This is a genomic window from Desulfococcus multivorans, from assembly GCF_001854245.1.
GTDB lineage: Bacteria > Desulfobacterota > Desulfobacteria > Desulfobacterales > Desulfococcaceae > Desulfococcus > Desulfococcus multivorans.
In genome coordinates this window covers 3,461,516-3,488,223 of the sequence record NZ_CP015381.1, presented here as the reverse complement: position 1 = coordinate 3,488,223, position 26,708 = coordinate 3,461,516, and the positions used below count along the sequence as shown (strand labels likewise).

General features: G+C 61.2%; 17 protein-coding genes. 4 read left to right on the top strand and 13 right to left on the bottom strand.

The genetic code is table 11. The features are described 5' to 3' along the window. Nucleotides 1–8: 8 nt before the first annotated feature. Genes dmul_RS15285 through dmul_RS15275 form a run of 3 tightly spaced genes read left to right on the top strand, consistent with a single transcriptional unit; the run spans nt 9 to nt 5,937 of the window. On the top strand, nt 9–1,208 hold the full coding sequence (locus dmul_RS15285) for an efflux RND transporter periplasmic adaptor subunit (RefSeq protein WP_040416202.1): 1,200 nt from the start codon (nt 9–11) through the stop codon (nt 1,206–1,208). Then, complete coding sequence (locus dmul_RS15280; RefSeq protein WP_020877686.1) at nt 1,205–4,294, top strand: efflux RND transporter permease subunit; 3,090 nt, start codon at nt 1,205–1,207, stop codon at nt 4,292–4,294. Before dmul_RS15285 ends, dmul_RS15280 begins: the two co-directional genes overlap by 4 nt. Further along, the gene (locus tag dmul_RS15275; protein WP_020877685.1) at nt 4,291–5,937 is read left to right on the top strand and encodes a TolC family protein; all 1,647 of its coding nucleotides are present in this window, start codon (nt 4,291–4,293) and stop codon (nt 5,935–5,937) included. Before dmul_RS15280 ends, dmul_RS15275 begins: the two co-directional genes overlap by 4 nt. Here dmul_RS15275 and dmul_RS15270 read toward each other — a convergent pair. From dmul_RS15270 to dmul_RS15240, 7 genes are all read right to left on the bottom strand, one after another. Then, complete coding sequence (locus tag dmul_RS15270; RefSeq protein WP_020877684.1) at nt 5,919–7,787, bottom strand: SLC13 family permease; 1,869 nt, start codon at nt 7,785–7,787, stop codon at nt 5,919–5,921. The two genes, dmul_RS15275 and dmul_RS15270, sit on opposite strands and share 19 nt — an antisense overlap. Nucleotides 7,788–7,904: 117 nt before the next feature. After that, nucleotides 7,905–8,342, bottom strand: a complete 438-nt coding sequence (locus tag dmul_RS15265; protein WP_020877683.1) for a hotdog fold thioesterase — start codon at nt 8,340–8,342, stop codon at nt 7,905–7,907. A gap of 25 nt (nt 8,343–8,367) precedes the next feature. Then, nucleotides 8,368–8,808, bottom strand: a complete 441-nt coding sequence (tsaA, locus tag dmul_RS15260) for a tRNA (N6-threonylcarbamoyladenosine(37)-N6)-methyltransferase TrmO (protein WP_020877682.1) — start codon at nt 8,806–8,808, stop codon at nt 8,368–8,370. Nucleotides 8,809–8,845: 37 nt separating this feature from the next. Next, nucleotides 8,846–9,685 (bottom strand): 3-methyl-2-oxobutanoate hydroxymethyltransferase, encoded by an 840-nt coding sequence (gene panB, locus dmul_RS15255; protein WP_020877681.1) that lies wholly within the window; start codon nt 9,683–9,685, stop codon nt 8,846–8,848. Nucleotides 9,686–9,779: 94 nt separating this feature from the next. Further along, nucleotides 9,780–10,709 (bottom strand): ketopantoate reductase family protein, encoded by a 930-nt coding sequence (locus dmul_RS15250; protein ID WP_020877680.1) that lies wholly within the window; start codon nt 10,707–10,709, stop codon nt 9,780–9,782. Nucleotides 10,710–10,744: 35 nt separating this feature from the next. After that, entirely contained in the window at nt 10,745–13,708 is a 2,964-nt protein-coding gene (locus dmul_RS15245; protein WP_020877679.1) for an insulinase family protein, read from the bottom strand. A gap of 67 nt (nt 13,709–13,775) precedes the next feature. Further along, nucleotides 13,776–14,147 (bottom strand): hypothetical protein, encoded by a 372-nt coding sequence (locus dmul_RS15240; RefSeq protein ID WP_020877678.1) that lies wholly within the window; start codon nt 14,145–14,147, stop codon nt 13,776–13,778. 365 nt (nt 14,148–14,512) lie between these two features. On the opposite strand from dmul_RS15240, the gene rsmA reads away from it, so the two are divergent. Then, complete coding sequence (rsmA, locus tag dmul_RS15235) at nt 14,513–15,355, top strand: 16S rRNA (adenine(1518)-N(6)/adenine(1519)-N(6))-dimethyltransferase RsmA (protein ID WP_234979098.1); 843 nt, start codon at nt 14,513–14,515, stop codon at nt 15,353–15,355. A gap of 197 nt (nt 15,356–15,552) precedes the next feature. On the opposite strand, the gene dmul_RS15230 is transcribed toward rsmA, so the two are convergent. The 6 genes from dmul_RS15230 to acsB form a co-directional block, all read right to left on the bottom strand. Next, nucleotides 15,553–16,800 (bottom strand): type I glyceraldehyde-3-phosphate dehydrogenase, encoded by a 1,248-nt coding sequence (locus dmul_RS15230; RefSeq protein WP_020877676.1) that lies wholly within the window; start codon nt 16,798–16,800, stop codon nt 15,553–15,555. Between the two features lie 47 nt (nt 16,801–16,847). Beyond that, nucleotides 16,848–21,059: a PEP/pyruvate-binding domain-containing protein gene (locus dmul_RS15225; RefSeq protein WP_020877675.1), complete on the bottom strand. Its 4,212-nt coding sequence runs from the start codon at nt 21,057–21,059 to the stop codon at nt 16,848–16,850. A 55-nt stretch (nt 21,060–21,114) separates the two neighbouring features. Further along, nucleotides 21,115–21,735, bottom strand: coding sequence for a DUF3786 domain-containing protein (locus dmul_RS15220; protein ID WP_020877674.1), 621 nt, complete (start codon nt 21,733–21,735; stop codon nt 21,115–21,117). Nucleotides 21,736–21,805: 70 nt separating this feature from the next. Further along, nucleotides 21,806–22,732 (bottom strand): dihydropteroate synthase, encoded by a 927-nt coding sequence (locus dmul_RS15215; protein WP_020877673.1) that lies wholly within the window; start codon nt 22,730–22,732, stop codon nt 21,806–21,808. A gap of 253 nt (nt 22,733–22,985) precedes the next feature. Beyond that, entirely contained in the window at nt 22,986–24,332 is a 1,347-nt protein-coding gene (gene acsC / locus dmul_RS15210; RefSeq protein WP_020877672.1) for an acetyl-CoA decarbonylase/synthase complex subunit gamma, read from the bottom strand. Nucleotides 24,333–24,446: 114 nt separating this feature from the next. Continuing rightward, on the bottom strand, nt 24,447–26,660 hold the full coding sequence (gene acsB, locus dmul_RS15205) for an acetyl-CoA decarbonylase/synthase complex subunit alpha/beta (protein ID WP_020877671.1): 2,214 nt from the start codon (nt 26,658–26,660) through the stop codon (nt 24,447–24,449). Nucleotides 26,661–26,708: the final 48 nt, after the last annotated feature.

Sequence of the window (26,708 nt, the reverse complement as noted above, 5' to 3'; positions counted from 1 at the left end):
GGATATTGGTGAAACCTATCGGAGCAGGACGCCTGGCGGTGTTGACGGTGGTTGCGGCAGTGGTCGCCGCCTTGGGCTGGATGATCTACAACAAACTCCAGGGGGGCGGGGATCCCGAAAAACAGAGCGGCGGGCCGCAGCCCGCTCCTGTCGCAGTGGCCCCGATTCAGCGTGGCCCCATCGTGCTCAGCCGCACATTCAGCGGCGCCCTGGAGGCCCCGGCAAAGTTCGTGGTGGCGCCGAAGGTGAGCGGGCGCATCGAAGCGGTTTTCGTCGATCTGGCCGACACCGTCTCAAGAGGCCGGGTCGTGGCGGCCCTGGATGACGACGAATATGTCCAGGCGGTGGCCGAGGCCCGGGCCGAACTGGCGGTGAACCGCGCCAATCTTGCCGAGGCGGAAAGCGCCCTCGAGATCGCAGGCCGCGAGCTGGCCCGCATCGAAACGCTTCGGAAGCGGGGTGTGACCTCGGATGCCCAGATGGACACGGCCCGGGCCAATCAACTGGCCAAAAAGGCGCAGCTCGAGGTGGCCCGGGCCCATGTGACCAAAGCCGAGGCCGCTCTGGCGGCAGCCAACATCCGTCTCGGCTACACCCGGGTGACGGCGGGGTGGACGGGATCGGACGCCCTGCGCGTCGTGGCCGAGCGCTACGTCGAGGAAGGCGACACCGTCTCCGCCAACACGCCGCTGATGGCCATCGTCGACCTCGATCCGTTGATCGGGGTCATCTTCGTGACCGAGAAGGACTACGCGCGCCTGGAGCTCTCTCAGAGCGTCACCCTGACCACCGACGCCTATCCGGGCGAGCGGTTCGAAGGGCGGGTGGACCGCATCGCCCCGATCTTCCAGGAGGCCACCCGGCAGGCCAAGGTGGAGTTGACCATCGAAAACCCCCGGCATCGGCTCAAACCCGGTATGTTCATCCGGGCCACCGTGGTACTCGACCGGGCCGAGGACGCCGTGATCGTTCCGGAGGAAGCCCTGACATCGCGAGGGGACCGGACCGGGGTGTTTGTCGTCGATGCGGCGGGGCGGTCGGTCTCATGGCGCAGCGTCACCGTGGGTATTCGCGAGGCCGGACGCGTTCAGGTGGCGGGGGAAGACCTTGACGGACGGGTCGTGATTCTGGGGCAGCAGCTGCTCGAAGACGGATCGCCCGTCACGATTCCCGACGACGCCGGGAAGAGCGGCGGAGGCATCGGATGACCCTGCCGAAATTCAGCGTGGATCGGCCCATCCTCACCATCATGGTCACCCTCATCGTTGTCATCGTGGGTGCCGTCTCCCTGAGCCGCCTGCGCATCGACCTGCTGCCCAGCATCGAACTGCCCACCGTCTCCATCCGAACCGAGTACGAGGGGGCGAGCCCCGAGGTCATGGAGCGGCGGGTCACCCAGATCATCGAGGAAATCGTCGCTACGGTCCCGGGAGTGGAAGAGATCACGTCCACCTCGTCCGAGGGAAGCAGCATCGTCCGGGTCAACTTCGTGTGGGGCACGGACATCGACACCGCGGCCCTCGATGTCCAGTCCAAACTCGAGGATGAGATCAACGAATTGCCCGACGACATCGTGCGTCCCAGGGTCAGCAAGTTCGACATCGCCGGATTTCCAGTGGTCATTCTCGGCATCTCCAGCAGTCTCGACCCCGTGGAGCTCACCCAGCTCATCGAGGACCGGATCCGGTACCGGTTCTCGCGCATACCGGGGGTCGCGCAGGTGGACCTCTGGGGTGAGTACACCCGGGAGGTGCGCATCGCGCTGGACCCCGACCGGATCAAGGCCCTGGGGCTTCCCTTGAATCGGATCGTCGATGCCCTTCAAAACGCCAATATCGACCTGCCGGCGGGTCAGATCGAGTCGGGTCGGCATGAGGTCACGATCCGGGCGCCCGCCGAGTTCACGGATCTCGACCAGATCCGCAATACCGCGGTTTTCCGGCAGGGGGGCGCCGTGGTGACCCTCGGTCAGGTGGCCGATGTTCGGGACACCTACGAAAAGCGGACGCGCATCGTCCGCGTCAACGGCGAACGGGGTCTCCGGGTTGGGATCCGCAAACAGGCCGACGCCAATACCGTAGAGGTTTCACGGCGCGTTCTCGCCGAGATCGATGCGGTGAACGACGCCTTTCCCCAGGTTCGGGTCATTCCGGTGATCAACCAGGGCAACTTCATCGAAAGATCGATTGCCAACGTCGCGCAGTCGGTGCTTTACGGCGGCGGGCTGGCTGTTGCGGTGCTCCTCTTTTTCCTGCGCAATATCAGGAGCACGATCGTCATATCCGTGGCCATTCCCATCTCGGTCGTCGCCACCTTCGCGCTCATCTATTTCGGGGGCTTCACCCTGAACCTGATGACCCTTGGCGGCCTGGCGCTGGGGGTCGGTATGATGGTGGACAGCTCCGTGGTGGTTCTGGAGAATATCGTCCGGCGCGCCGCCGAGAACGGTGAAACGCCCACGGATGCCGCGGTGAACGGGGCTCAGGAGGTCGGCCCGGCCATTGTGGCCTCCACCATCACCACACTGGTGGTTTTTCTGCCGATGGCCTTTGTCCGCGGCGTATCGGGCATTCTGTTCCAGGAGCTGGCTTACGTGATTATCTTTTCGCTGGTCTGCTCCCTTCTCGTTTCCCTCAGCCTGGCGCCGATGCTCGCCTCGAGGCTCCTCCGTCCGGCCGGGACCCGCCTTCGCCCCCTCCCGGCCCGGATCGCCCGATGGGGGGCTGCTCTGGATCGGCTCTTTGAGGGCCTCAACAGCGGCTACCGCGATGTGATCGGCTGGGTGCTGGATCACCGGGGCCTTATCGTGGCGGGCTCCGTCGCTGCGCTCGGCGGGAGTCTCCTTCTGCTGCCGATGATCGGATCTGAATTCCTTCCCCCCAGCGACGAGGGGGAGGTGCGCGTCACGGGTGAGATGGAGATCGGCATCCGGCTTGACCTGCTGGACCGACAAGTCCGGCGCATGGAAGACATTATCACGGCGGCCGTGCCGGAGGCTGTCTCGTGGGTGGCCAGCCTTGGCGCCACTGGATGGCGCCCCGGTCAGTCCTCCGAGGGGGAGATCCGCATCTCCCTGCAGCCCGCGGGTCAACGGACCCGATCCAATGTGGAGATCGCCAATGATCTCCGGCGCCGCCTCACGGGCAGGATTCCGGGCATGGCGATCCGCACCCAGGCGCCCCAGGGACAGTTTCTTCTGGAGCGGATTCTGGGGGGGGAAGAGGGGTTGACCATCGAGATCCGCGGTTTTGAGCTGGAAACGCTGAATCTTCTCTCCCAGAGGGTCGCTGCGGCGGTTGCCGGAATTCCGGGACTCACCGACATCGACGTGGAGAATGAGGGGGGTATGCCCCAGCAGGAGATTTATGTGGACCGTGCCAAGGCCGCCGATCTCGGCTTGAGCGTCCGCGACGTGACCGAGGTGCTGGAAACCGCCGTGGCCGGCTCCCGTGCCGGCGAGTACCGGACGGGCGGCAACGCCTATCGGATCTTCGTGCAGCTTGAGGACGTTGAGAAGCGTTCCCTGGACGAAATTCTCGACCTGACCCTTACCGCCGCCGCAGGCGAGTCGGTGGCCCTCCGGAACCTCGTTGCAACACGGGCGGGTGAGGGGCCCATTTATATCGACCGGAAGGACCAGCAGCGAATCGTCACGGTCAGGGCCAACGTCACGGACGGGGATCTGGGCACTGCGGCAAAGGCCGTCCAGGCCCGGCTGGAGGGGATCCCCCGGCCTGTCGAGTACGATCTTCAGGTGGCCGGCACCTTCGAGGAGCAGCAGAAGGCTTTTCGCGAACTCGTGTTGTCCCTGGTCCTGGCCCTGGTCTTCGTGTACATGGTGCTCGCCTGTCAGTACGAATCGCTTCGGGATCCCGTCATCGTCATGGTCTCGGTGCCCCTGGCGGCGGTGGGGGTGCTGGTGACCCTCTTCCTGACCGACACGACGCTGAACCTGCAGTCCTACATCGGCTGCATCATGCTCGGGGGGATTGTCGTCAACAACGCGATTCTGCTGGTGGATCAGGCCGGGCGCCTGCAGGGGGAGGGCATGAGCCCCCGGAAGGCCGTGACCGAGGCCGGACGGCGCCGTCTGCGGCCGATCCTGATGACGACGCTGACGACCATCCTCGCCCTCCTGCCCCTGGCCTTTGGGATCGGTGAAGGCGCCGACGCCCAGGCCCCGCTGGCGCGGGCGGTTGTGGGCGGGCTTACGGGATCGACCCTGATTACGCTGATGCTCATTCCGGCCGTTTACCTGATCTTTCATCCCGAACCCAAAGGACGCGACCATTGAGACGGCAGAGCTGCTCCGGATGCCTGATACCGGCCGCGGTAATGTGGGCGATCCTGATGTCCGGGTGCATGATGCCGGATCATCGGCCTGTTTTCACGCCGGATTTCGATGTCCATATTGCCGAAGACGACGCCGAACCCGTGGCTGTTCCCGACGTGCTTCAACCGCGTCCCGACGCGCTTTCCCCCGCGGAATTTCCGAAAGACGGCCCCCTCGACCTGTCGGTGGAACAGGCTGTGATGCTTTCCCTCGCCAACAACCGGGACCTCCGTGTGCGACGGCTCGGCCCGGTGATCGCCGGCACCTTCGAGCAGATCGAGCGTGGAAACTTCGATCCTGAGATATTTGGAGAATTCGAATACGCCGAGGAGGAGGCGAGCGAGACCGCCCGGTCCACCGGCACCCAGTTCAGTGTCAAGGGACATGACGCTTTTGCCGCGGGCGGGGTCCGTCAGCAGCTGCCGTCGGGAACCCGTGTGGAGGCCTCCGTCTCCCATGAAAGGAGCATCTCCAACCGGGCGCCGGAACAGCAGATCGCCCGCCTGGGGGTGAGCGTCACCCAGTCACTCCTCAGAGGATTCGGTCCTGCGGTGAACCTGGTCAGCGTGCGCCAGGCCGAGCTCGATACCGCCGCAAGCGTGTATGAATTGCGGGGATTCACCGAGGCCCTGGCGGCCGATACGGAGATTGCCTACTGGAATATGGCCCTGGCCCGGAAGGAGATCGCCATCTACGAACAGTCCCTTGCCGTAGCCCGGCAACAGCGGGACGAGGTGGAACAGCGCATCGAAGTGGGCGTGCTTCCCGAGATCGAGGCCCCGGCCGCCCGGGCCGAGGTCGCCCGACGCGAGCAGGCCCTGATCGACGCCCGGAGCCAGCTGGAGGAGCGCCGCCTTCGGCTGCTGCGACTCCTCGACCCTGATCCGGAAGGGCTGCTGGATCGGGCCGTCAACACCGCCAGCGAGCCGTCTGTCTCGACTGTGCCCATAACCGATCTGGCCGATCGGCTTCGCCTCGCCGAACAGCTTCGTGCCGATCTGAACGAGGCCCGTCTGCGGCTGACGCAGAATCGCCTTGAAACCATCGTGACCCGGAACGGTCTTCTGCCGCTCCTCGACCTCTTCGTCGTTCTCGGTAAGACCGGCTTCGCCGACACCTTTCCCGATGCGTTCCGCGAACTGGACGGCGACACCTACGATGCGGCGGTGGGCATTCGCCTGAGCCGGTATGTCGGAAACCGGGCGGCCAAGGCGCGTGATCTGGCGGCCCGGGCATCCCGTCGACAGTCGGCCGAAGCGGTGGAGAACCTCCGGCAGCTCGTCCGTCTCGACGTCCGCCTCGCCGCCAACGAGGTGGAACGCGCCCGCAAGCAGATTTCAGCGTCGCGGATCACGCGGGAACTCGAGGAGCAGACGCTTCGGGCCGAAAAAGAGATGTATGACGTGGGGACGAGCACCGCGCTTCTGGTCGCCCAGGCCCAGCGCGATCTCCTGTTGAGCCAGATCGCCGAGGTAAGGGCCGTGATCAATTACCGCATCGCTCTCGTGAGGCTGCATCTTGCCGAGGGGAGCCTTCTGGAGCGGCGGGGGGTGAAAATGGCCGGGGATCTTCGCCGGGATCCGCATCAGGCATGGATGCCGTAGAAGAAATAGAGCATCGACATGACCACCGCGATGAAGATCAGGGTCATGCCGGCGCCGGCCCGGACATAGTCCTTGACCCGGTAGCCGCCGGGCTTCATGATCAGGGCGTTGACCTGATGGGTGGGGAGGATGAAGGTGTTGGAGGCGGCCACACCCACCAGAAGGGCCGCCATCCTCGGATCGGCGTCGCATTGCAGGGCCATGTTCATGGCCAGGGGCACCATCAGGACGGCGGCGCCGATGTTGGAGGTCACCAGCGTGAAAAAGGAGGTCAACAGGCCGATGACCAGGAATACGACCAGCGGCGTCAATGCTCCCGACATCGCATGGGTGATGGTGGTGGAGAGATAGAAGGCGGCGCCGGTTTTTTCAAAGGCGAGCCCCAGCGGAATCAGTCCCGCCAAAAGAAACACCGTCATCCAGTCCACCCCCCGATAGGCTTCGTCCAGCGAGAGCACCCCGGTCAGGATCATGCATAGTGCACCGCTGAGGAGCGCGATGGAGAGCTGGACCTTGAAGCCCAGGGCCAGAACGAGCGCGAGCGTGACCGCGGCAATGGCGAATCCCGCCTTTTCGGGATGCAGGATTTCGCCGGGGATGTGCTCGGTGAAGGCCAGATCCGGCTTTCGTTGAAGAATATGGAATTTTTCCCATTCTCCCTGAAGCAGCAAGGCGTCTCCGGGCTGGATCCGGGTCGCCGAGATATCTTCCAGCATCACCTGGTTTTTGCGGTAGAGGGCGAGCGGGTTCACATGGTATCGTTTCCGGAAATAGATCTCGTGGAGCGTCTTTCCCACCAACTCCGACCGGGGCGTGACGACGGCCTCGGTGATGCCGGCGACATCGGGGCTGAGCACCTCGTTGAGACGATCCAGTCCATCGCACAGGGCCCACCCCGTATCCGCCGCGAGCCTTTCCACATGCTCCTGGTTGCTGATGATCCCGACCACATCCCCGGGTTCGATGATGTCGGCCCGGGCGGGAACGGTCACCTTGTAACGCCCCTCCCGCTTGCAGATGCAGATGACGGTGGAATGATAAAGCGGCCGGATTCTGAGCTCGTCGAGCCGGCGGGTTTTGAAGTCCCTGGGGACATGGAGTTCATAGGCCCGCTGGATCTCCTTGCCGTAGGTGCATTCCAGGTCGTTTTTCAGGATACACCCGTCGGTTTCCGGGTGGGATGGGACTGCCGGCAGAACGATCTTGCCGAAGACCACGAAGTAGAGGATCGCGGCCAGGACCAGGGCGATGCCGATGGGTGCCACGCTGAAAAGACCGAAAGGTTCGAAGGCCCTGCCGTCGGCCAGGGCCGAGGGGGTGTTGGCCCACCAGGAAGCCATCAGGTCGTTGAGGAGGATCAGGGGACTGGACCCCACGAGGGTGATGCATCCGCCGATGACGGCGCAGTAGCCCATGGGGATGAGGATTCTGGAGATCGGAACGTTCAGCTGATGGGAGATGCGGTGGGTTGCCGGGAGGAAGAGTGCCGCCGCTCCGATATTTTGCATGAAGCTGGATATCAGCGCTACGGTTCCGGCGATGAGGGCCATGATCCGGCGCTCGCTTTTTCCGGCCAACCGGATGATCTGTCGCGCAAAAACGTTCATGACGCCGGTCTTGTCCAGCCCCTCTCCGATGATGATCACCGCGATGATGGACACCACGGCATTGGAGCTCAGGCCGCTGACGGCCAGGCCGGGCTCGATGACGCCCGACAGCGGGAGAAGAACCATCATCAGAAGCCCGACCATGTCGACGCGCACGACCTCGAATACGAAAAGGGCGGTGACAAGGACCAGAAAACCGAAAACCATGAGCATGTCCGGTGTCATTTCAAGGGGTGCTTCCATGCTGTTCTCCACCTCCCGGGCGTCCCGGGACTCCAGTCGGATTAGCGCCGATGCCGTCCCGGCGGTTTATGGCGTCAATGAACCGGGTTTTCATGACATCCTCTGCCGCTTTCGATTTCAGGGCGTCTGTCCCGCCGTATCGGGCACGAACCACTCCTTTTTTCGATAGACCAGGTTTTGGCTCCTGGCCACTATCGCCCCGGTTCGATCGTTCCGCACGGTGATGTCATAGAGGGCTACGGGCCCCGATTCGCTCTCTTCCACCGCTTCGGCCACGAGCCGGTCCCCGGATGTCGTCGCCCTCAGAAAATTGATGGCCACGTTCAGCGCCACGGCCGTTCGACCGTGGGAATTGCTCGCCGCGGCGAAGGCCATGTCGCCCATGGCGAAAATCAGGCCGCCGTGGGTGCTGCCGTGGAAATTGAGCATGTCGTCGGTGACCGTCAGGGTCACCCGGGCATGGCCCGGTTTCGGGATCTCCACATCGGCCCCCAGGAACCGGGCAAAGGGATCCTGCCGGATATAGTCGTTGATCGCTTCGGTTCTGTCGTCCACTATCGTCTCCTTGTTTCCGTCGGTCTTACGCCGGATCCTGTCGACGCGGCCGGTTCACCCAGTCGGGAACCCGCACCGTCTCCGCCGTTGTCTTGTCCATGGGAATGAAGGCCTTGATGTCGATGACGGGTGTCTGATCATAGGCGTCGACGGCATCGATGTGGATGAGGCTCCCATCGATGCCCGTGATCCGGCAGTGGGTCATGGCGATGAGATTGGGACGGCAAGGGGAGTGGGTGGCGAATACGCCGGTGAGGGGATTGGCCTTGTCCTTTCGGGGATGAACCTTCAGGATGGACCGTTTCTCCGGCGTGTCGTTCTGGTGGAACCAGTAGAGCACCGTGATGTGGGAGAACCCGGAAAGCCCGTCCATGGCCTCCCGGTAGGCCTCCTCGATCTCGATCCAGGTCTTGTCGCCGTTCTTGTGGATCCTGCCGACGGGATAAATTCGATAGGATGTCGTCATGATCTTTCCTCCCTCCAGGCCGGCGCTTTGGTCGTTATCAGGCCTTTTCCAGTTTGTCCAGTTCGTCGGTTTTCATGGTGAAGCTGTGCCGCTCCTCAGGAAACCGGCGGTTTTTAACCTCGTCGGCGTAGGCGGATATGGCCGATGCGATGATATCGCTGACCTTGGCGTACTGTTTGACGAATTTCGGGGTGAACCGATCGAAGAGTCCTACCATGTCGTGGATGACCAGCACCTGGCCGTCGCAGTGGACCCCGGCGCCGATGCCGATGGTGGGAATCGCGAGGGCCTCGGTCACCATCTGCGCGATGGGGGCGGGAATTGCCTCCAGGACAATGGAGAAGCAGCCCGCGGCTTCGAGGGCCTTGGCGTCATCGATGAGCGTTCGCGCCGCTTCGGCGCTCTTGCCCTGAACCTTGAACCCGCCCAGGGCCGACGCCGTCTGGGGCGTCAGGCCGATGTGTCCCTGGACGGGGGTTCCGGAGCGGACGACCGCCTCCACCACCGATGCCATGCTTCTGCCGCCTTCAAGCTTGACGGCGTCGGCCCGCCCCTCCTTCATTATCCGGTTGGCGTTCTCCACGGCCTTCTCGATGGAAACGTTGTAGGCGCCGAAAGGCAGGTCGCTCACCACGAGGGCGTGTTCGGCGACCCGACTCACCGCCTTGGTGTGGTGGACCATCTCGTCCATGGTGACGGATATGGTGTCCGGATAGCCCAGAACCACCATGCCGAGGGAGTCCCCCACCAGGATCATGTCGATGCCGCCCCGGTCCACGAGGAGGGCCATGGGATAGTCGTAGGCCGTCAGCATGGTGATGGGCGGACCGGTTTTTTTTCTGGCCTTGATGTCGACGATGGTCGTTTTACGTGTCATATGCGTTCCTTTCGGGAAGATGGTTTCGGATCAGACTGAATGGGGGACAAGTCCATGTCCCCATCGAGACGGGCCGCACCGGGGTTCATCGTGGTCAGTCGATGCGATGGGCCGCCGTTGCTTCGAGGGCTTCGATGATCTCCGACAGGAAGCGGTTGCAGGGCGTCTCCACGCCCAGGGCCGCACCTTTTTCGACGATGGCCCGGTTGATGACCCCCACCTCGGTCCGTGCGCCCCTCAGGACGTCCTGGAGCATACTCGCCCGGTTTTGAGCGGTTTTCCGGCAGACGGCCTTCACCTGCGCCAGGGGGTCGTCGTAGGGGAGGGTGATATGAAGCTGTCGCGCCACGGCCACCGCCTCATCGACGGCCCGGGCCATGAGGATTTCGCATGCGGGCGTCATGGCCAGGACGCCGTTGGGAACCCGCAGAGTGGCGGCCAATGCGTTGATGCCGACGTTGATGATGAGTTTGCCCCAGATGAGCGTGTCGGGGTTATCTGTCCGATCGGTATCGATACCCGCGGCCCGGAAGGCCGAGACCACCGCCTGGACGCCCCGGGTATCCGGCGATGCGCCTGCAATGTAGGTGAGGCCTTCTCCGGCGTGGCGGACATGACCCGGTGCGATGATCGTGCCCCCGTGGGAGGTGACGCCCACCAGGGCTCTTTCCGTGCCCAGCACCCTGACGATGTCGTCCAGGTTCCCCAGACCGTTCTGGAGGGTGAGGGCCACGCCCGTCGGCTTCAGCAGGCTGTCGGCCGTGAGGACGGCTTTCGGGGTGTCGAAGGATTTGGTAAATATGACGGCCAGATCGAAGGTCGGGGCGAGGGTGGCCGGATCCGTCGTGCCGTGAAGCCGAAAGATTCTTCGGGACCCGTCGGTGCGTTCGATGGTCAACCCGGTCTCCGTGATGGTGTTGATGTGATTTTCCAGGAGGTCCAGCAGCACCACATCCGACGTGGAAGACAGCATGGCGCCAAAGATGGAGCCCATGGCCCCGGCGCCGATAATGACGATACGCATGATTTCGATTTCCTGTAATTCCTTAAAACTGAATCTTATATCCGGTGGAGCGTGAGGGGGCCGTCTCCCATCTCCTCATTGGCCGCCCTCAGCTTCTCCTCGCTGGAGATGACCACCGTCGCCTGGGGTCCGGCACCGCCGAACCAGGTTTCGGCCGCCGCCTGGATCTGTTGCCGGTCGAGGGCCAGAAGGCGGGTCTTGAAGCCGAGGCGAATGTCGTCATCGAGGCCGATGAGTCGGCGGAAAAATGCCTTCCGGGCCGCCGGCCCCGGCGGATCGGGCTTGTCGATCTCCGAGCAGACCTGGAGGACGGCCTCCTTGACGTCCTCATCCGTGAATTTGCCGGACCGGATGAAGGGGCCCGCCTGATCGTAGACCTTGAGGGTGTTGACCACGTGGGGGTCCCGATAGGAGCCCAGGCAGAAGAGGCCGTCCTCGGGATTGTATATGGAAAATCCGCCGTAGGCACCGCCTTTTTCCCGAATCTCTCTGTGGAGGTAGAGGCTCCGGAGCATCTTGCCGATGACGGCCAGAGCGGGCGCGTCGGGATGTTCCATTGCCGCGGTTTCGAAGCTCCGTGCCACGAAGGAGACGGCGGTTCCCGTGCTCCACCCCTCCCGGGGGACCGTTGTTCCGGACAGCACGTCGGGGGGGGCGGCAAATTCGCTCCCCGTGCCCGCCCCGAGGCCGCCGAGAAGTCCCGAAAGCGGTGATGCCGCGTCCCGGAGGACTGCATCCTCCCCCACCAGCGCAATCTTCATGTTGCTGCGGGTGAAGATCCGGCGTCCGACGGCGATCAATTGTTCGGAGATCCCGGCGAGGTGGTCGTCCGAAAGATCTTCGGTAAGGGCCTTGACGGTCTTGAGTTGATGGACGCCCTGCCACGCCTCGCTCAGGGCCCGGGACACCGAAAAGTTCCGGGAAGCCAGGGAGATGGCGAGGATGTGGCCGTTCCGGACGATCATCGACTCCAGATTGGCCCGGTATTCCAGAAAGAGGGTCCGAAGTCGCGCGAGATCCGCGAAATTGAAGTCGTGGACCAACTCGGCCAGGATGTCGAACAACCGCTCCTGGTTGCGAGCGAGGCACTTCCCGCCCAGGGTGACGAAGGGCATACAGGGCCGGTTTTCGCCGTAATGGGTCCGGGTGTGGGCCGCGAGCCCGATACCGCCGGTGTACCGGTCTATCAGACGTGCCAGCTGGATGTAGTCCCGACGGGCGGTGCCGACCTTCGGAAAGGCGTAGCAGAAAAAGGGCACCAGGGGCACCAGATTCCCCGGCAGTCCTCCGACCCCTGCGGCCGCCGTGAAATAGAAAATGCCCGATGTCGACTGGGCATACCATGTCGCGGGCCCGGGTCCGTAAGGTTCGGCGGATGCGACGGAGTGGATGGACGGCGGGATGTCCTCGATCTCCAGGGTCGGCAGTACGGAAAGGTTCTCCTCAGCCTCCTGGAGGGCCTTCAGGGCCTCCTGGTCGGCCTTGATACGGGCGATCTCGGCCGGTGAGAGGCCTTTCTGAATCCGTTCCAGTTCGGCCGCCGTCCGGATCTCCGTCTCCCCGGCCATTTTCGGGTCGGGCACCAGGGTGAAGCGGATCCGGTGGGGGTTGTCGATCAGGAAGCGCCGGATGTAGTTCTCGAAAACGCTTTCAACGGAAAGCGCGGCCTTCAGACGGGAGAGATCCTCATCAAATCTCAGACTTCTGACGGGATTTCCGCCGTGGAACCAGGGGCCGGAAAACGCCAGGAACAGCTTGAGTCCGTACGGATAGGGCGTGTTGGTGATCTCCTTGCGGTGGAATTCAAGCTGGTGGATCGCCGCATCGACCAGCGCCGTGTCGACACCCTTTTGGACCAGGTCGCCCAGGGTATCGAAAACAATTTTCTCGATGACGTCGGCATCCGTGCCTTTGACGTCCTTGAGGCCGCAGGCGAAGAGGGTGTCCCGGTTATCGGCGTCGAAGCCTGTGCCGTCGGCCAGAGACGAACCGAGGCCGGAATCGATGAGCGCCTTTCTGAGTGGGGATGCGGCATTGCCCAGAAGGATTTCACCCATGAGCGAGAGGACCAGGACGTCATAGGCGGATTGGATATCCGCCGTGAGCCATGCGATGCTGACCTGATATTTTTTTTCGGGCGCCTCGTTGGGGTCGATGGGATAGGGATCAGCCGCCTTTCTGGGGGCGCTCCAGCGCGGCTGGGGGGGGACTTCGGTGTCGGGATCGATGCGGGTGAAATGATTCAGCACCTTTTTCTGAATGATGTCGAGGTGATCCGTCAGGGGAAGGCTCCCGTAAGTGTAGAAAAAAGCGTTGCTGGGGTGGTAATGACGCTGGTGAAAGGCCTTGAGTTGGGCGTGGGTCAGCCGGGGGATGACCTCGGGGTCGCCCCCGGAGTTGTGGCTGTAGGTCGTATCCGGATAAAGGGCTTTCAACATGGACCGCACCATCACCTGGTCCGGAGAGGACATGGCCCCCTTCATCTCGTTGTAGACCACGCCCTTGTAAACCAGCCGGCCGTCCTCCAGCTCCAGGCGATGCCCCTCCTGCTTGAAGTTGAGCTCCGAGAGCTCGGGATAAAAGGTCGCATCCAGGTAGACGTCCATGAGATTGTAAAAATCCTTCCGATTCTGGGTGCAGAAGGGATACATGGTCCAGTCGGATGCGGTGAAGGCGTTCATGAAGGTGTTGAGGCTTCGCTTGATCATGGAAAAGAAAGGGTCCCTCACCGGGAACTTGCGGGAGCCGCAAAGGGTGGTGTGTTCCAGGATGTGGGCGACCCCCGTCGAGTCCGTGGGGACGGTCTTGAAGGCGACGCTGAAGGCGTTCTCATTGTCGTCCCGGCTGATGTGGGCATGTCGTGCCCCGGTGGGCACGTGCTCCAGCTCGATATAGCGCGCGCCGATCTCCTCGAGCTCTGCCACGCGACGGACGCGATAGTCGCCGAGGCGGTCTTCCACCCTCAGGTTGGGATGTTGAAATTCCGCTGAAGCGTTCATGGATGTTCCTTATGTTTTTTGATGAAGGGTTCGTCCGCTTCCCAGGGAATGGGCGGTGGCGGACGCGTCATTCCCGGGATGCGATGTAGGTGCCGCGGTTGATCCGTTCGATCTTTCCCATTCGGTGAAGACGGTAGATGATATTTCGGAGCTTTTTTTCCTCGAATCCCGTGATATCCTTGATTTTGGCGAACTGGATGCCGTTCTGGAAATCCTGGATGACCGCCAGGACCTCGTCGGAGGCGGCTTTCCCGCTGCCGACTTTGGGTTGAGGCCTTTTGGGGCGACTGCTTTCCATGTCGAGCTTGATGAGCTGCTCGAGACGGTCGATCCTGGCCATCAATCGATCGACGTCCTTTTTGGTCGGAATGTTGTACTCCCGCAGGAACATCCTGACCAGCGCGTTGAGATTGACGTTTTTCTTCTTTCGGGTCGACATCGATGATCCTTCCCGGATCCTCCGAAGGATAACCGGCAGAGCCGAAACTCTCATGGAGACTTCGGTCGAGCCGCGATAGTGAATTGCCCGCAAGGTCGGAGTCCCGGCCCGATCGAGGGCTTTTCATCACCTTTTGTGCTGAAGTTAGACATTGAAATTTCTGAAGGCAATTACTTCAAAACTAGAAAAAAGTCAACACAATGCAAGACGACGGCTCGAAATCATTCAACTCCGGGCGGAACGGAGACAAGTCCTTCCGTCTGTCGCAGCCGCCCCCTTCAGCCTTCACGCTTTCATGGCGGCGACCGGATCGCCGTGTTGAAAAACGGTGGATTTCGTGATATTCACAAACGATGACATCACCGGTGACCCTACTCAAAGCATGGAAGATGCTGCCCAAAAAGCAGCTGGGCCAGAATTTTCTGACAAACCCCGCCATACCGCGGGCCATCGTCAACCGGGCCGGTATATCGGCCGGGGACGTCGTCCTCGAGATCGGTGCCGGACTGGGTGCCCTCACGGTGCCTGTGGCAGGCGCTGCCGGGCATGTTTATGCGGTGGAGACGGACCGTCGGCTCGTCGATCTTCTTGGGACGGAGCTTCTGCTGCACAAGTGTGATAACGTCACGGTCATCACAGCGGACATCCTCCGGCTCGATCTGGGGAATTTCGTCCGGGATGCGGGCATCGACCGTCCCCTCGTGGTCATCGGCAACCTGCCCTATCACATCTCCTCCCAGATCGTGGTCCGTCTCATCGAAGCGCGGCGGTGGATCGACCGGGCGGTGCTGATGTTCCAGAAGGAACTGGCCCGACGCTTCATGGCCAAACCCGGCGGGCGGGATTACGGGCGGCTCTCGGTCATGCTGGCATACTGCGCCGAGGTTCGGTCTCTTTTGACCGTTGGCGCCGACCGCTTTTTCCCCAAGCCCAAGATCGACTCCGAGGTCATCGAGATCCGGTTCCGGGAAACCCCGGTGCACCCGGCGCCGGACGAGGCCTTCCTGTTTCGGGTGGTCAAGGCGGCCTTCGGGCAGCGGCGCAAGACCCTCCGCAACGCCCTTGCCGGGAGTGAACTCCACATCCCGGCGGCGTCGGCCGAACAGGCCCTGACGGCGGCCGGCATCGACCCGGCCCGCCGGGCGGAGACGCTCACGGTGGCGGAGTTCGTGGCCCTGAGCCGAACGCTTGGAAATATGCCTCGTTAATCCTCACCATCATCTTGCGGATACCTGATTGTCAGCCTGACCTTGCGGTTATTGAGAAGCCGCGGCACACAGGTGAAAGCCCCTGTCAGGTGACCGCGATCCAATGTTACCGTCATCGGGATGACTCAACTTTCGACTTTCATGATGTTGACCGGAAATCGGCCTGTGAAAGTCGAAAGTTGAGTTGAGGAAATGTCTTACATGCTCTCGGCGACGGTGACCGTCCGATCTCCCAGCATATTGACGTAGCTTCCCATCTCGTTGTCGTACCAGCCGTAGATGACGGCCTGGGTGATGGGGATCCTTACAACGGTCTCCTTCAGCAGCTCCCGCGCCCCCGGCGCTATCCCGGGGATGCGGCTCAGGTCCATGGTGACCTCGGCGGTCCGGGTGTGGGTTTCATGACCCTCGATGACGGCGGCGGCCCTGGGCGCTCCGATGATGTCGCCGGAAACATTCTGCTGTTCCGAAAAATGGAGGTATTGGTGGGGATCCTGCAGGGCGGCCTGGCGATAGACGTCGTTGATGGTCTCCCGTCGGATGGGTTCCCCTTCAGGCTCCTCCTGGAAGTTGACGACCAGGATGACCAGAGAGCCCGAGCTGGTGGGAATCCGAACCGACTCCGCAATGAAGCCGATCTCCTCCATTTCCGGGATGACCAGGCGCAATGCCTTGGCGGCCCCCGTCGAGGTGAGAATGATGTTGTTCATGATGCTCCGGTTTTTCCGCAGGTCCCCGGCGCCCGCCTTGGGCAACCGGTCGAGCACCTGCTGAGAGCCCGTGGCCGCATGGATCGTGGCCATGGACGCCGAGAGGATCTTTCTCGGCCCGAACATGTTGATCAGGGGCTTCATCATGTGGGCGAGACACGTGGTGGTGCACGAAGCATTGGAGATGATCCGGTGCCGGCGGGGGTCGTAATCGTGATCATTGACGCCCATCACGGTGGTCACCGCGTCCGTCGGCATCTCCCGTCCCTGATCCTTGATCTTGAACGGCGCCGATACGACGACCTTTTCGGCGCCGGACTCCAGATGGCCCCGGACGGATCCCTTGGCGTGGTCCCCCGGAAGGGTGGGATCCAGAAACTGACCGGTGGTGTCGACCACCAGCCGGACGTCGTGCGCTTGCCAGTCGATGGCCTGGGGATTGCGGTTTTCCAACAGAAACCGAACCCGGATGCCGTCGATGACAAGGGTCTGATTCGCGTCGTCGATTTCCTGGATGACCGACCCCCCTGCGTACCCCCGAAGGTAATTGGCGAGAAAGCCGTAGGTGGAGTCCCGCTCCACATAGTGGGCGATATCCGCCATGGATTTCCCCACCGACCGTCCGAGGTTGACCACCAGCTCGTCGAAATGTTTTCGGGCGATATGGTGCCACAGGGTGAGTTTGCCGATTCTGCCCAGTCCGTTGATGCCCAGCTTTGATGACGTGCTATCCATTTGTCTCCTTTCCGAATTTAAGGGTATCGAGATTGGAGTTTATTCTGCTATGCTTCCTTGATCTTCATGAAGCCTTTATAGACCAGACCTTCCTGACCGTCGATGCTGACGAAGTCCCCGGAGGTGATGAGGACGTCGCCGAAAAGACCGTTCCGTTCGGCTTCGTTGCAGACCAGATTGACGCACCCGACCACGCAGGTCTTGCCAAGCCGGTGGGCGACCACTGCCGCGTGGGAGGTGACGCCCCCCCTGGCGGTCATGAGGCCGTCGGCAGCGTTGATTTCCTGGATGTCGTCGGGCACCGTATCCCCGCGGATGAGGATGAGCTGGGTCTCGGGCTCGACGGTGCGCCACCGGTCGATCTCTTCCAGGCTGAAGACGGCGCGGCCGCTCATCGCCCCGCCGCTGACCCCGATGCCGCTGCCCAGAAAGACCCGTTCGTCCCCGGCGTCCTCGAGATCGAAGGTGAAGACTTTCTTGCGCTCCCGGATCGACATGTTCCGGCTTTGGAGAATATAAAGGTCTGCCTTGCGGGGGCTTTCGAAGGTGAACTCGATTTCCTGGGGACTCCAGCCGTTGTGGTAGATCAACTGGTTGGCCCACCCCTTGAGCGCCTGGTAGATTTCAGGAAAGTGGGTCTCCAGGGTGATGTCGGTGTCCCGCATCTCGTTCTCCTGCTGGATGATGGAGATCGGCAACGTTGTCACCAGCCCCGCGACCACGTCCTCCCCCTGGTTGCCTATGGTGAAATCCCCCCACAGTCGGAGATTGTCCTCGCTCCATTTGGGGTTGTGGGTGAAGAAGACCCCCGAGCCGGAGGCGGGGGAGAGGTTTCCGTAGACCATGGCCTGTACCGTGACGGCGGTACCCCAGTCGTCCGAGATGCCGATGATCTTCCGGTAGGTCTTGGCTTTGGCCGACTCCCACGAGTTGAGCACCTTGTTGATGGTCAGGAGGAGCTGCTCGAAAGGGTCTTCGATGATGGTGATCCCCGCTGCGGTGATCCGTTTCTGGTAGGCCAGGGCCAACTCCCGCATCTGGTCCCCGGTAAAGCCCCGCTTCACGGCGATCTCTTTCGCCTTTTTGAACAGCCGCATGATCTCGTCGAAGTCGTTTCTCTTGAGATCGAAGGCCATGCCGTAGCATTGAAGAAAGCGCCGGTAATTGTCCCAGGCAAACCAGGTGTTGCCCGTCTGCCGGGCGATGCCGTCGGCGATCTCCTCGTTGATGCCCACGTTCAGAAAGGTGTCCATCATGCCCGGCTGGGAGATGGATGAGCCGCTTCTCACGGAACAGAGGAGGGGGTTCTCCGGGTCTCCAAAACGTTTGCCCGTCTGTTCTTCGAGAAGCTGAATGTGCCGGGCGACCTGGTCCTTGAAATTCTGTCCGGCGGGGGGATAGGACTCGATGACGTCCCGACTCCGAAAGACCTCCGTGGTGATGATGAACCCGGGGGGCGTCTGGAAACCGAGCTGATTGAGCTTGACGAGGTTGTTCCCCTTGTTCCCCAGGTGGATGATGCCCTCGGCCGATTTTTTAGGGTTGCGGATAGGCGTCATGGCCCGTTGGGGGTTGTAGTTGAGCAGAAGCCTCAGCTTGCTGTCCGGCAGCTTGTAGGACTGGTGAAACAGGGTGGTGAGGATTCGGCTCAAAAAGAGGTCGAGCTGCTGGATCCCCAGGGAGAGGGCGATTTTTTCCCTGAGAAAAATCTCGGAGATCCAATGCTGAAGTTTTTCCGGGTCGCCGTCGCCGTCGGGGATGCGGTATTTGTCCAGAATTTCGTTTCGCGACATCCGGGCAATGATACGATTGAGATTGTACTCATGAATATTGTTGAAATAATCGTTGATGACATTGGACACCGATCGGGCGAATCCCTTGAAGATATCGAGATACTGGGTGAAGGTGAACCCGCGGGTTTCGAGCGAGTGTTTCAGCAGCTCCATCTGGCTCTGAAATTCCACCGAGGAGATGCCGTCCAGCTTCAGCGCCCGGTCGAAAAGCTTCAGCAGGCCGTAAATCTGGTAGAAGGTCTCCTTGGTGATGAGACTCAGGTCGATTTGGTCGACAACCTCCTCGAAACAGACATTGACCACGGATTCCACCCGAAAGGTCAGTCCCAGGGCATTGAACTTCATTTCGTGATAGCTGCCGTACATGGAGGGGATATCCACCGTGATGTGGCGCTTTTTGTAGATGTCCTCCCGGATTTCGTAAGTCTCCTTCGACAGAATGAGCGCCTTGAGCTCTTCGAGGTAGCCCAGCAGTCCGTGCAGTTTTCCGGAGATGTCATCCTCACGGAGCATTGTGTTCAGACGGTCCACGCCGGGGAATCCGTCCGATCTCAGCTGGGAGAGGTAGTTGTTGAGGTCTTCGCAGGCCTCCGGCGCCAGGATGAGGGAGTATTTTCGGTGGAGGAGCTGATAGAAATGGATCGCCAGGGTCATTCGCTCCAGCTCATGTTCCGGAACCGGCGGCAGATCCGCCAGAAGCCGGTCCAGGTCTGTTTTGCCCCGGGAAAGCAGATCCTCGGGCAGATGGAGGCCCTTCTCCCGCAGGTGGGTCAGGATCTTGTGGAGATCCCGGACATGGCGGCCGTGGGCGTCGATTTGTTCGAAGATGCTGGGGGGCACGAAAGGCTCGATGTGGCGCTTGTCCAGGGTCAGCCAGAAACGGAGCGTCGCCTCGATGAAGGAAACCACCCGGTTGCTGCTCTCCACGTGGGCCTGTTTTCTGAGAAAATGGATGAGGGGGTCTTTCCGGTGGGCGATCTCATCGATATTGGTGGATATGTCCCGGAGCGCCCCTTCGGCGCCGATGTCGTTGAAATAGACGGGAAAGAGCCGGGCCAGCTGCTTTACCAGGTTGTAGACGGGACCGATATCGCTGTTGAGCAGGCCGGTGATGTCCCGGGGAAAGAGGTCCGTGTCCTTGATGAAAACCCCGGTGAGCGAGAGGTGGATGATAAGATCCGACAGGAGGCGGGTCGACCATTTGGGGTTCAGCTCGATGAGCTCCAGCCAGGTCCGGATATTCTGGATGTGCGCTGGGTTGACCCGAATCTGCCAGTCGTTGCCGACCCCCCGGATCATGGGTGCCTGGAATCCCAGTTCGCTGACGTGATTGATGAAGGATTTGACCAGGTCGAGCTCATCGGTCTTGTAAAGCCCCTTGCCCATGTTGAGGATGCAGGAGAGCGCCGTCTGGGGAAACTCGCGGGTGCGGGCCTTCAGGATCGAAAAGGTGTCTTTGATCAGCTTTTCGATATAGGTGTATTTTTCATTGCCGATGAGCCAGCCGAGGGTCCGGTTGATGTCCCTGAGGGCCTCCTCGTGGATGAGGGCGAGGCCGGCGATGTTCATGATGTGAAAGAGGAAAATGACCTTTCTGCGATTTCCCTGGCTCTGATCCCTGCCGGAATGGAGCAGTTTCTGGGGGATCTCCCGATAGACGTCCGTAAAATGACTGTAGCCGGGCAGGGTCAAAAGCTGACTGAGCTGATAGAGCTGCTTGTCGACGGCCGCGTCAACGTCGATGTGGCCGATGCCGTCCAGCTCGACCTTCAGTGCCTCGATCTGCCGGTGGGAGACGGTCTCGAAAATATCCATGAGCCGATCCCGATCCGTCACCTGTTTCACCTGCTTCTCGAACCATTCCATGGGATCTTCGATGCCCAGCCAATACGCATAGGTGAACTGGAAATACTTGAAGAGAAGGGCGTTGAGCTCCTTCAGATCCAGCGCGATCTCCTTGGTGTGGAGGATCAGCTCCTCTCCGATTTTTTCCATGGGGTAATAGCTGGTGACGAAGAGGAAAAAGGCGGCGTCGTCGAGGGCCCGAATGCGCCGGAAGGCGTCGTCCAGCACCGGCATGAACCGTTCGATGTGATCGGATCCGGCGTCCTTGGCGGTTTTCTGGATAAAGAGGAGAAGGTTGTCGATGGCATCCCTCAAAACCTCCGGATCCGCAGTGGAGTGAATGGCGTCGAGAAAGATATCGACGTAGAGGGACGCTGCTCTGGGGCCTTCGGGATGCGTTTTGAGCAGATAAAAATACTTGAGGGCATACCCCCGGGCCTCGTCCACGATAAACTGGAGGTTCCGTCGGGGGTGGGAAAGCTCCTTCAGAAAGGTGTTCATCCCCTCCATCAGGCCGTAATATTTGGCCATGACCTCCTGGAGGACGGTGTAACGCGGGTCGATTTCGACCTCGACGTGATAGCTGGCCAGATTGACCTCGAGGGCCTGGGATCGGATCAACGCAACCTCCTCGCCGATAGGTCCTGGGATGATATCGTGGGCAGAGGACTTTTCATCATTGGTGTTGATAAAACAGGGAAATCAGTCGGTAGACCAGCATTCCGGCATACCAGGCGACGTCTTCGGGTGAAAGGAAGTCCGCGATGTTTTCCCTGAAGAGGATGTTGGCTTCAGGTTCGAACTCCTCGTCGCCCTCCCACAGAATCAGCTGGACAGGGATGTGCGGCAGGACATGAAACTCGAATCCGGCATCGCCCGCCTTGATGGGGGTGCCGCCCAGAATCGACGCGGGTTTCCCCAGACTGTCGGCGTTGCGGCCGAAAACCTTTTTAAGGGGATCGACGGCCCGTTTCACGAAGGAGGAAAAATAAAAGGCCGCACCCTCGATCTCCCGGTATGCGATGAACTCCTCCGTGACGGCGGTGCTCCCCCCGGTCAGGTAGTGGAGGATCAGAACCTGTTCCTGAACCGGAATCTCCGCGCCGTCGCCGGTTGCGTCCTCGAACCGGAACTCGGGGTATGTGACCCGGTAGACCCGATTCAGAAAAGGGATCCTGAGTTCGTTTTCAGCCGGGGATTCCAGGCCGGAGCGCCCCTTGATCGCTTCAAAGGGCTGTGCCGCAAGCGTATCGACGGCGATTTTCCTCGCATTGAGATAATCATCCATTCGTGCCATAAAAACAGGTTCCTTCCAGAAAAAAAAGCCTCGCCCCGAAGGGAGAGGCTTCGTTGAAATCGTGCGAAGATCAGACTTCCAGCCAGGAGTCGGAAAACAACGTTTTTCCGAGAATGACGTTGGTCGACTTCACGTAATGCTGAAGTTCCTGGGAAAGGCTGCTCATATCCGGCGGATTGCCGTCCATGGTGTCCTTGATGGCTTTCATGATGTCCGGACGTTTGCCGTGGGCCAGGTCCATGGTGATGTCGTCCTTGCAGTCGGCGATGAAGGACTTCATGCCGTGGTGATGGAGCATGACCGTGAAGGTGATGTTCAGGACGTGTCTCAGATTGTCCGGAACCCCGCTGGAGATGTTGGAGACGCCGCAGGTGCTCATGGCGCCCGGCATGATCTCGGGGAGCATGTCCATGAAGTTCATGAGGGAGATGGCCTGAGGTTGCTGGATGTTCACCGGCGTCACGATGCCGTCGACCCACATCTGGTCGTTTTCAATCCCGGCCTCGTTGGCCACGGTCATGAGTTCCACCAGAAGGGCGGCCCGCTCGTTCTCGTCGCGGGGCAGGCCTTCAGGTCCCCACATGAGGGCGCAGAAGTCGGCGCCGAACTCGGCGGCCATGGGAATCATTGCCTCATAGCGCGCCGGCCGAACCATGATAGAGTTGATCATGGGGGGCATCTTGCACTTCGGCAGGGCCGCCCGGATGGCTTCGATGTTGGAGGTGTCGAGCACCAGAGGAACGTCGTCCACCACCTCCTGAACCGTTTCAACGACCCAGGGCATCAGTTCGTGACCGTCCTTCTTGGCCGGTCCGAGGTTGATGTCGATCAGGTCCACCCCTTTTTCCTTCTGAACCAGGGCTTCCGCCTGAATGGGCTTGGGGTTCCGCTCCTTGAACGCCTTGCCGATCTCTTTTCCGATCACGTTCAAGCTTTCTCCGATAACCCAGAATTCACCGTCGTTCAACGGCCGCAACACATCTTTTAATTTCGCCATGAAAAGTCCTCCTACCCGGAAAAATAGTTAACCCAAAAGGTTGACTGCAACCGACCGGCCCGCCCCGACGGAGTTGCTTTCGAAGGAACCCGAAAGAAAGATACGACGCCTGAAACTGGAAGCGCCGTCCGGGGCAGCCGACGGTATTGAACAGATATTATCAAGCCGCGGACAAATGCAATAAAAAAATGCCGAAGCGGCTCCCCCCGCAGGTAAGCCCGGGGGGGGATGTCCGGCATTTATCGTGGATGATTTACTTGGTCTTCTCCTTCAGGAAGGCCGGAATGTGGGCGGCTTCCCTCGGGCCTACGGTGATTTTCCACCCGGGCAGTTCCTCCTCCACGTCGCCTGCGATAGCCGCGGCGTACCCGGGGATGACCAGCTCGGTGGTCTTGGCCTTGTCCATGATGCCCGACTTCTTGACGAACATGCCGACATCGTCTCCGGAGAATTTGCCTGCGGCCCAGGCCGTCAGTACGGAGAGTCCCTCGGAGTCCTTGATCAGCAGCCAGCACGGCACCTTGCTGCCTTCGATCTCACCGGAAACGATGAAGTAGGTGAGGGCGAAGTTGGTGGTGATCAGGATCGGGGAATTCTCGTCGGGGTTGTTGATGGGATAGATGCCCTCGGTGACCGTCATGGGCCGCTGCGGGTCGGTGTAAATGTTGAGGCGTTCCAGAAGCAGCGGGAAGATGCTTTCGCCGGCGAAGTCGGACATGACGTTGACGGCGCCGTATTTGGCCGTGAACATGGCGCTGATCAAGGTCTCCATCTCCAGGTTGTCCGCCATGGCGCAGGGGAAGGTGATGGTGGGGAAGCCCAGCTTGCGGTTCGCGTTCTTGAGGGCGGAGCGCCGGATGGCCACCTGATCCTCCAGGGCCTGCTTGATCTCCCGGGAACCCGGATCCAGGATGATCTTCTTGTGGCCCATGCCCACCAGCTTGTCGGTCAGGTCCTGGAGGGCTTCCACCGATTCGGCCCTGACGACGATGGGCAGGTTGTTCTCCTTGGCCAGGGCGCCCCACTCATCGATGTTGGCGGCCGTTGCGGCGCACATGAGGGGACTCTTGAATCCGCAGGCCTCGATGCCGGCTTTCATGACGTCGGTCTTCTCGGTCATCAGGATCACGTTGAACTCGGAGGTTTCGGCCACGGTCTTGGCAACCTTGGCGAAGGCGGCGGCGTCGCCGTTCACGTCGTTCACGGCCACCAGCTCGGGTCTCAGATTGAGGCCCACCCGCTCGTATTGCAGGGCGTTCCACGCCTTGAGCTTGGCCTCGAGATCGGCGTCGGGGATATCGGAGCCCACGACGGCGGCGTAGGCGCAGGCGTTGAAAAAGGTTTTTTCATGGCGGTAGAGGACGGTTTCACCGCCGACGGTGACCTTGCGCACGCCCTTACCGATCTCCACGGGGAGGATCGGCGGTGCGGAAGCCTCGGCGAGCTTCTCTCTGGCTTCGTCGGATACGTATGGGCACTGGTCCAGTTCAGCCTTCCCGGATGCCAGGTTCATGGCGAATGCAAGACATGTGGGAACCCCACATTCCTTGCAGTTGGTTTTGGGCAGGAGTTTAAAAATCTGAATACCGGTTAAAGCCATAAAATGATCTCCTTATTCGCTATCGGGCATCCGGCGGGGAGCCGGCGCCCGAATCGGTGTCTTGGTAAAGGAGCGGGATTCCGCATCCCGCTCCTCGATCTCGTTTAAGGGCCCTTACCCGACGATCGGCTCCATATCCAGGGCCGGATGCTTCTTCTCCTTGAGGAAGGGCATGATCTCCTCCTCGGTGACACCGACGGTCTCGTCGGCGATCCGGTCGATGAGGTCCGGACATCCCATCTCCGCGCCCCGTTTGAGCAGCCGCTCGCGGATCTCTTCCTTCAGGCTCTTGGGCATCCAGACCATCCGGAGCAGCCCGCCGTCGCCCACGAGGAATTTCCGCTGGGTGATGTTGTACTTGGAGTGGCCGACGAACCCCGGGGAGGACGCGCCGCCGCCCATGACGCCGGCCAGGGTCGTGAACTTCATGCCGCAGGGCGTCTCGCCGGTGTATTCCCGGTGAACGGTCATGACGCCGTTGCAGCCGGGCAGCATGGCGGCGATGGCCTCGCAGCAGCCGCAGGTGGTCATGGGATCTTGAACCAGGGAGTAGAAGTTATAGTGGGTGACCGCGCCGCGGGAGGCCTTGGACACGAACTCGTTGACGCCTTTCCACTGGCCCAGCTTGGGATCGAGGCATTCGCCCTTTTCGATGGGCTGGTTGGGCCCGGTGGGGTTGATCTGGTAGGCCGCCTTGCAGTCCATCCAGTTGTAGGCGCCGCAGAGGCCCGTCCGCTCGGGGCTGACGGTGCAGACGTGGTTGGGGGCGAAGGACTGGCAGAGGGTACAGGAGTAAAAGGTTTCCACGTCGTCGTCGGTCATTTTGTCGACGCGTTCGTCCCGATACTTGTAGGCGGCACGAGCCTTGGCCGTCAGCTTGTCCACATCTTCCTTCTTGGTGTAGATCGTGACCTGGATCTTGTCGAGAATGGCCGAGAAATCCTGGTGGAGCTTGGCGTGGAGCACCACGCCCAGGTCTTTCAGGGTAAAACCCTTATCCACGGCAGCGTCGCTGATGCGGACCCAGGCGATGTCGCGCTGGCCGGCGTGCATGACGCCCTGGATGTAGTTGACCAGGTGATGGGTCTGGCGCTCCAGGATCGGTTCGAAATCCTTCTGGAATTCGCGTCCGCCCACCTGGACGAAGATGCCCAGCGGAAAGACCTCGCCGCGCTTCATGTCGGGGATGTCCGGGCCGATGACCGTGACCTTGCCGTCGTCGATCTCCTTCATATCGGCCAGTTCCAGGTACTCCGTGCACTGGGTCTTGCCGCCGCCGGCCTGGACAAAGAGGTCCTTGCCGCGGACGCGCTCTCCCTCGTAGGCGGGGCCGAAGGAGCAGGGGATGTCGATCTGGGCGATCGTGACCTTGAGGCCGCGGGTCTCGATGGACTTCTCCACGATGTCGTCATGCGCGATGTTGCCGATGACGTGCTCGTAGGTACAGATACCCGTGGGCAGGATCTGGGGGATGTCGGTGTCGGCGATGGTGGGAAAGCCCCAGTTGACGGCACCGGCCGCCGCGGCGGCCCACTCCGCGTTGACGTCGCCCAGGGCGTTGACGAAGGCGAAGACGCGGTTCTTGTTGTACATGAGGATCTTCTTGTAGTCCCCGGCCGGAACGCCGCCGAAGGCCATGGCGACGCGGTTGGCGAAGCCCAGGGCGAAAACCGCCGAAGAGATTTCAGGCCCGAAGGGGACGATCTTGGTGTGCCAGCCGATGTCCACGCCGGCCTCGATCAGCTGTTGGGCGCAGGAAGTCCCGTTCTGATTGGCCGCCAGAAAGACGTAGATGGAGCGTTTCTGATACTCCTCGATGATGGTCTTGGCGATCTCCGGGGACGGGGCCGCGCCGACGATGGCGGCGAACCCGGGGGCGGAGCCGTCGACGAACTCGACGCCGCGTTTACGGAAGATCGTATCCTCCGCCGCACCCAGCCAGATTTTCCCGTTTTCGATGTCGGTTTCCTCTGAAACATAGTAAAAATCCGGTTTCTCGAGGTAGTTGAGGGCCTCGTCGAGCTCGAAGGCGAAGATGGCGGCCATGCCGGCGTCCAGAAGGGGCCCGAGGTAGGGCAGGTGGTTGCTCCCCTTGATATGGGGGGGCAGGAGCTTCCGGATGACGTCCAGGGGCTTCTTCATGTCCTCGAGGGTTTCGACCTTGAGGCCCAGAAGGGAGTAGATGACCGGCAGGTAATACGCCGTGTTGGGGAATCCGACCTTGGTGGTGGCGTCAAAGGACTCCAGAGCCCTCTTGTAACGACCCTCGACCTTGGAAACGATGTTGTAACCGCCCTGAATACCGGCGAACGCAACTAGTCTTGACATATACTTTCCTCCTTCGTTGAGGATTTAGGTGTGTTATTGCAAATGGAT

Coding starts and splice junctions, on each gene's coding strand:
- dmul_RS15230 (WP_020877676.1), bottom strand. CDS start 16,800: ATGGATAGCACGTCATCAAAGCTGGGCATCAACGGACTGGGCAGAATC.
- dmul_RS15220 (WP_020877674.1), bottom strand. CDS start 21,735: ATGGCACGAATGGATGATTATCTCAATGCGAGGAAAATCGCCGTCGAT.
- acsC (WP_020877672.1), bottom strand. CDS start 24,332: ATGGCTTTAACCGGTATTCAGATTTTTAAACTCCTGCCCAAAACCAAC.
- acsB (WP_020877671.1), bottom strand. CDS start 26,660: ATGTCAAGACTAGTTGCGTTCGCCGGTATTCAGGGCGGTTACAACATC.
- dmul_RS15245 (WP_020877679.1), bottom strand. CDS start 13,708: ATGAACGCTTCAGCGGAATTTCAACATCCCAACCTGAGGGTGGAAGAC.
- dmul_RS15215 (WP_020877673.1), bottom strand. CDS start 22,732: ATGGCGAAATTAAAAGATGTGTTGCGGCCGTTGAACGACGGTGAATTC.
- dmul_RS15280 (WP_020877686.1), top strand. CDS start 1,205: ATGACCCTGCCGAAATTCAGCGTGGATCGGCCCATCCTCACCATCATG.
- dmul_RS15250 (WP_020877680.1), bottom strand. CDS start 10,709: ATGCGTATCGTCATTATCGGCGCCGGGGCCATGGGCTCCATCTTTGGC.
- panB (WP_020877681.1), bottom strand. CDS start 9,685: ATGACACGTAAAACGACCATCGTCGACATCAAGGCCAGAAAAAAAACC.
- dmul_RS15240 (WP_020877678.1), bottom strand. CDS start 14,147: ATGTCGACCCGAAAGAAGAAAAACGTCAATCTCAACGCGCTGGTCAGG.
- dmul_RS15270 (WP_020877684.1), bottom strand. CDS start 7,787: ATGGAAGCACCCCTTGAAATGACACCGGACATGCTCATGGTTTTCGGT.
- tsaA (WP_020877682.1), bottom strand. CDS start 8,808: ATGACGACATCCTATCGAATTTATCCCGTCGGCAGGATCCACAAGAAC.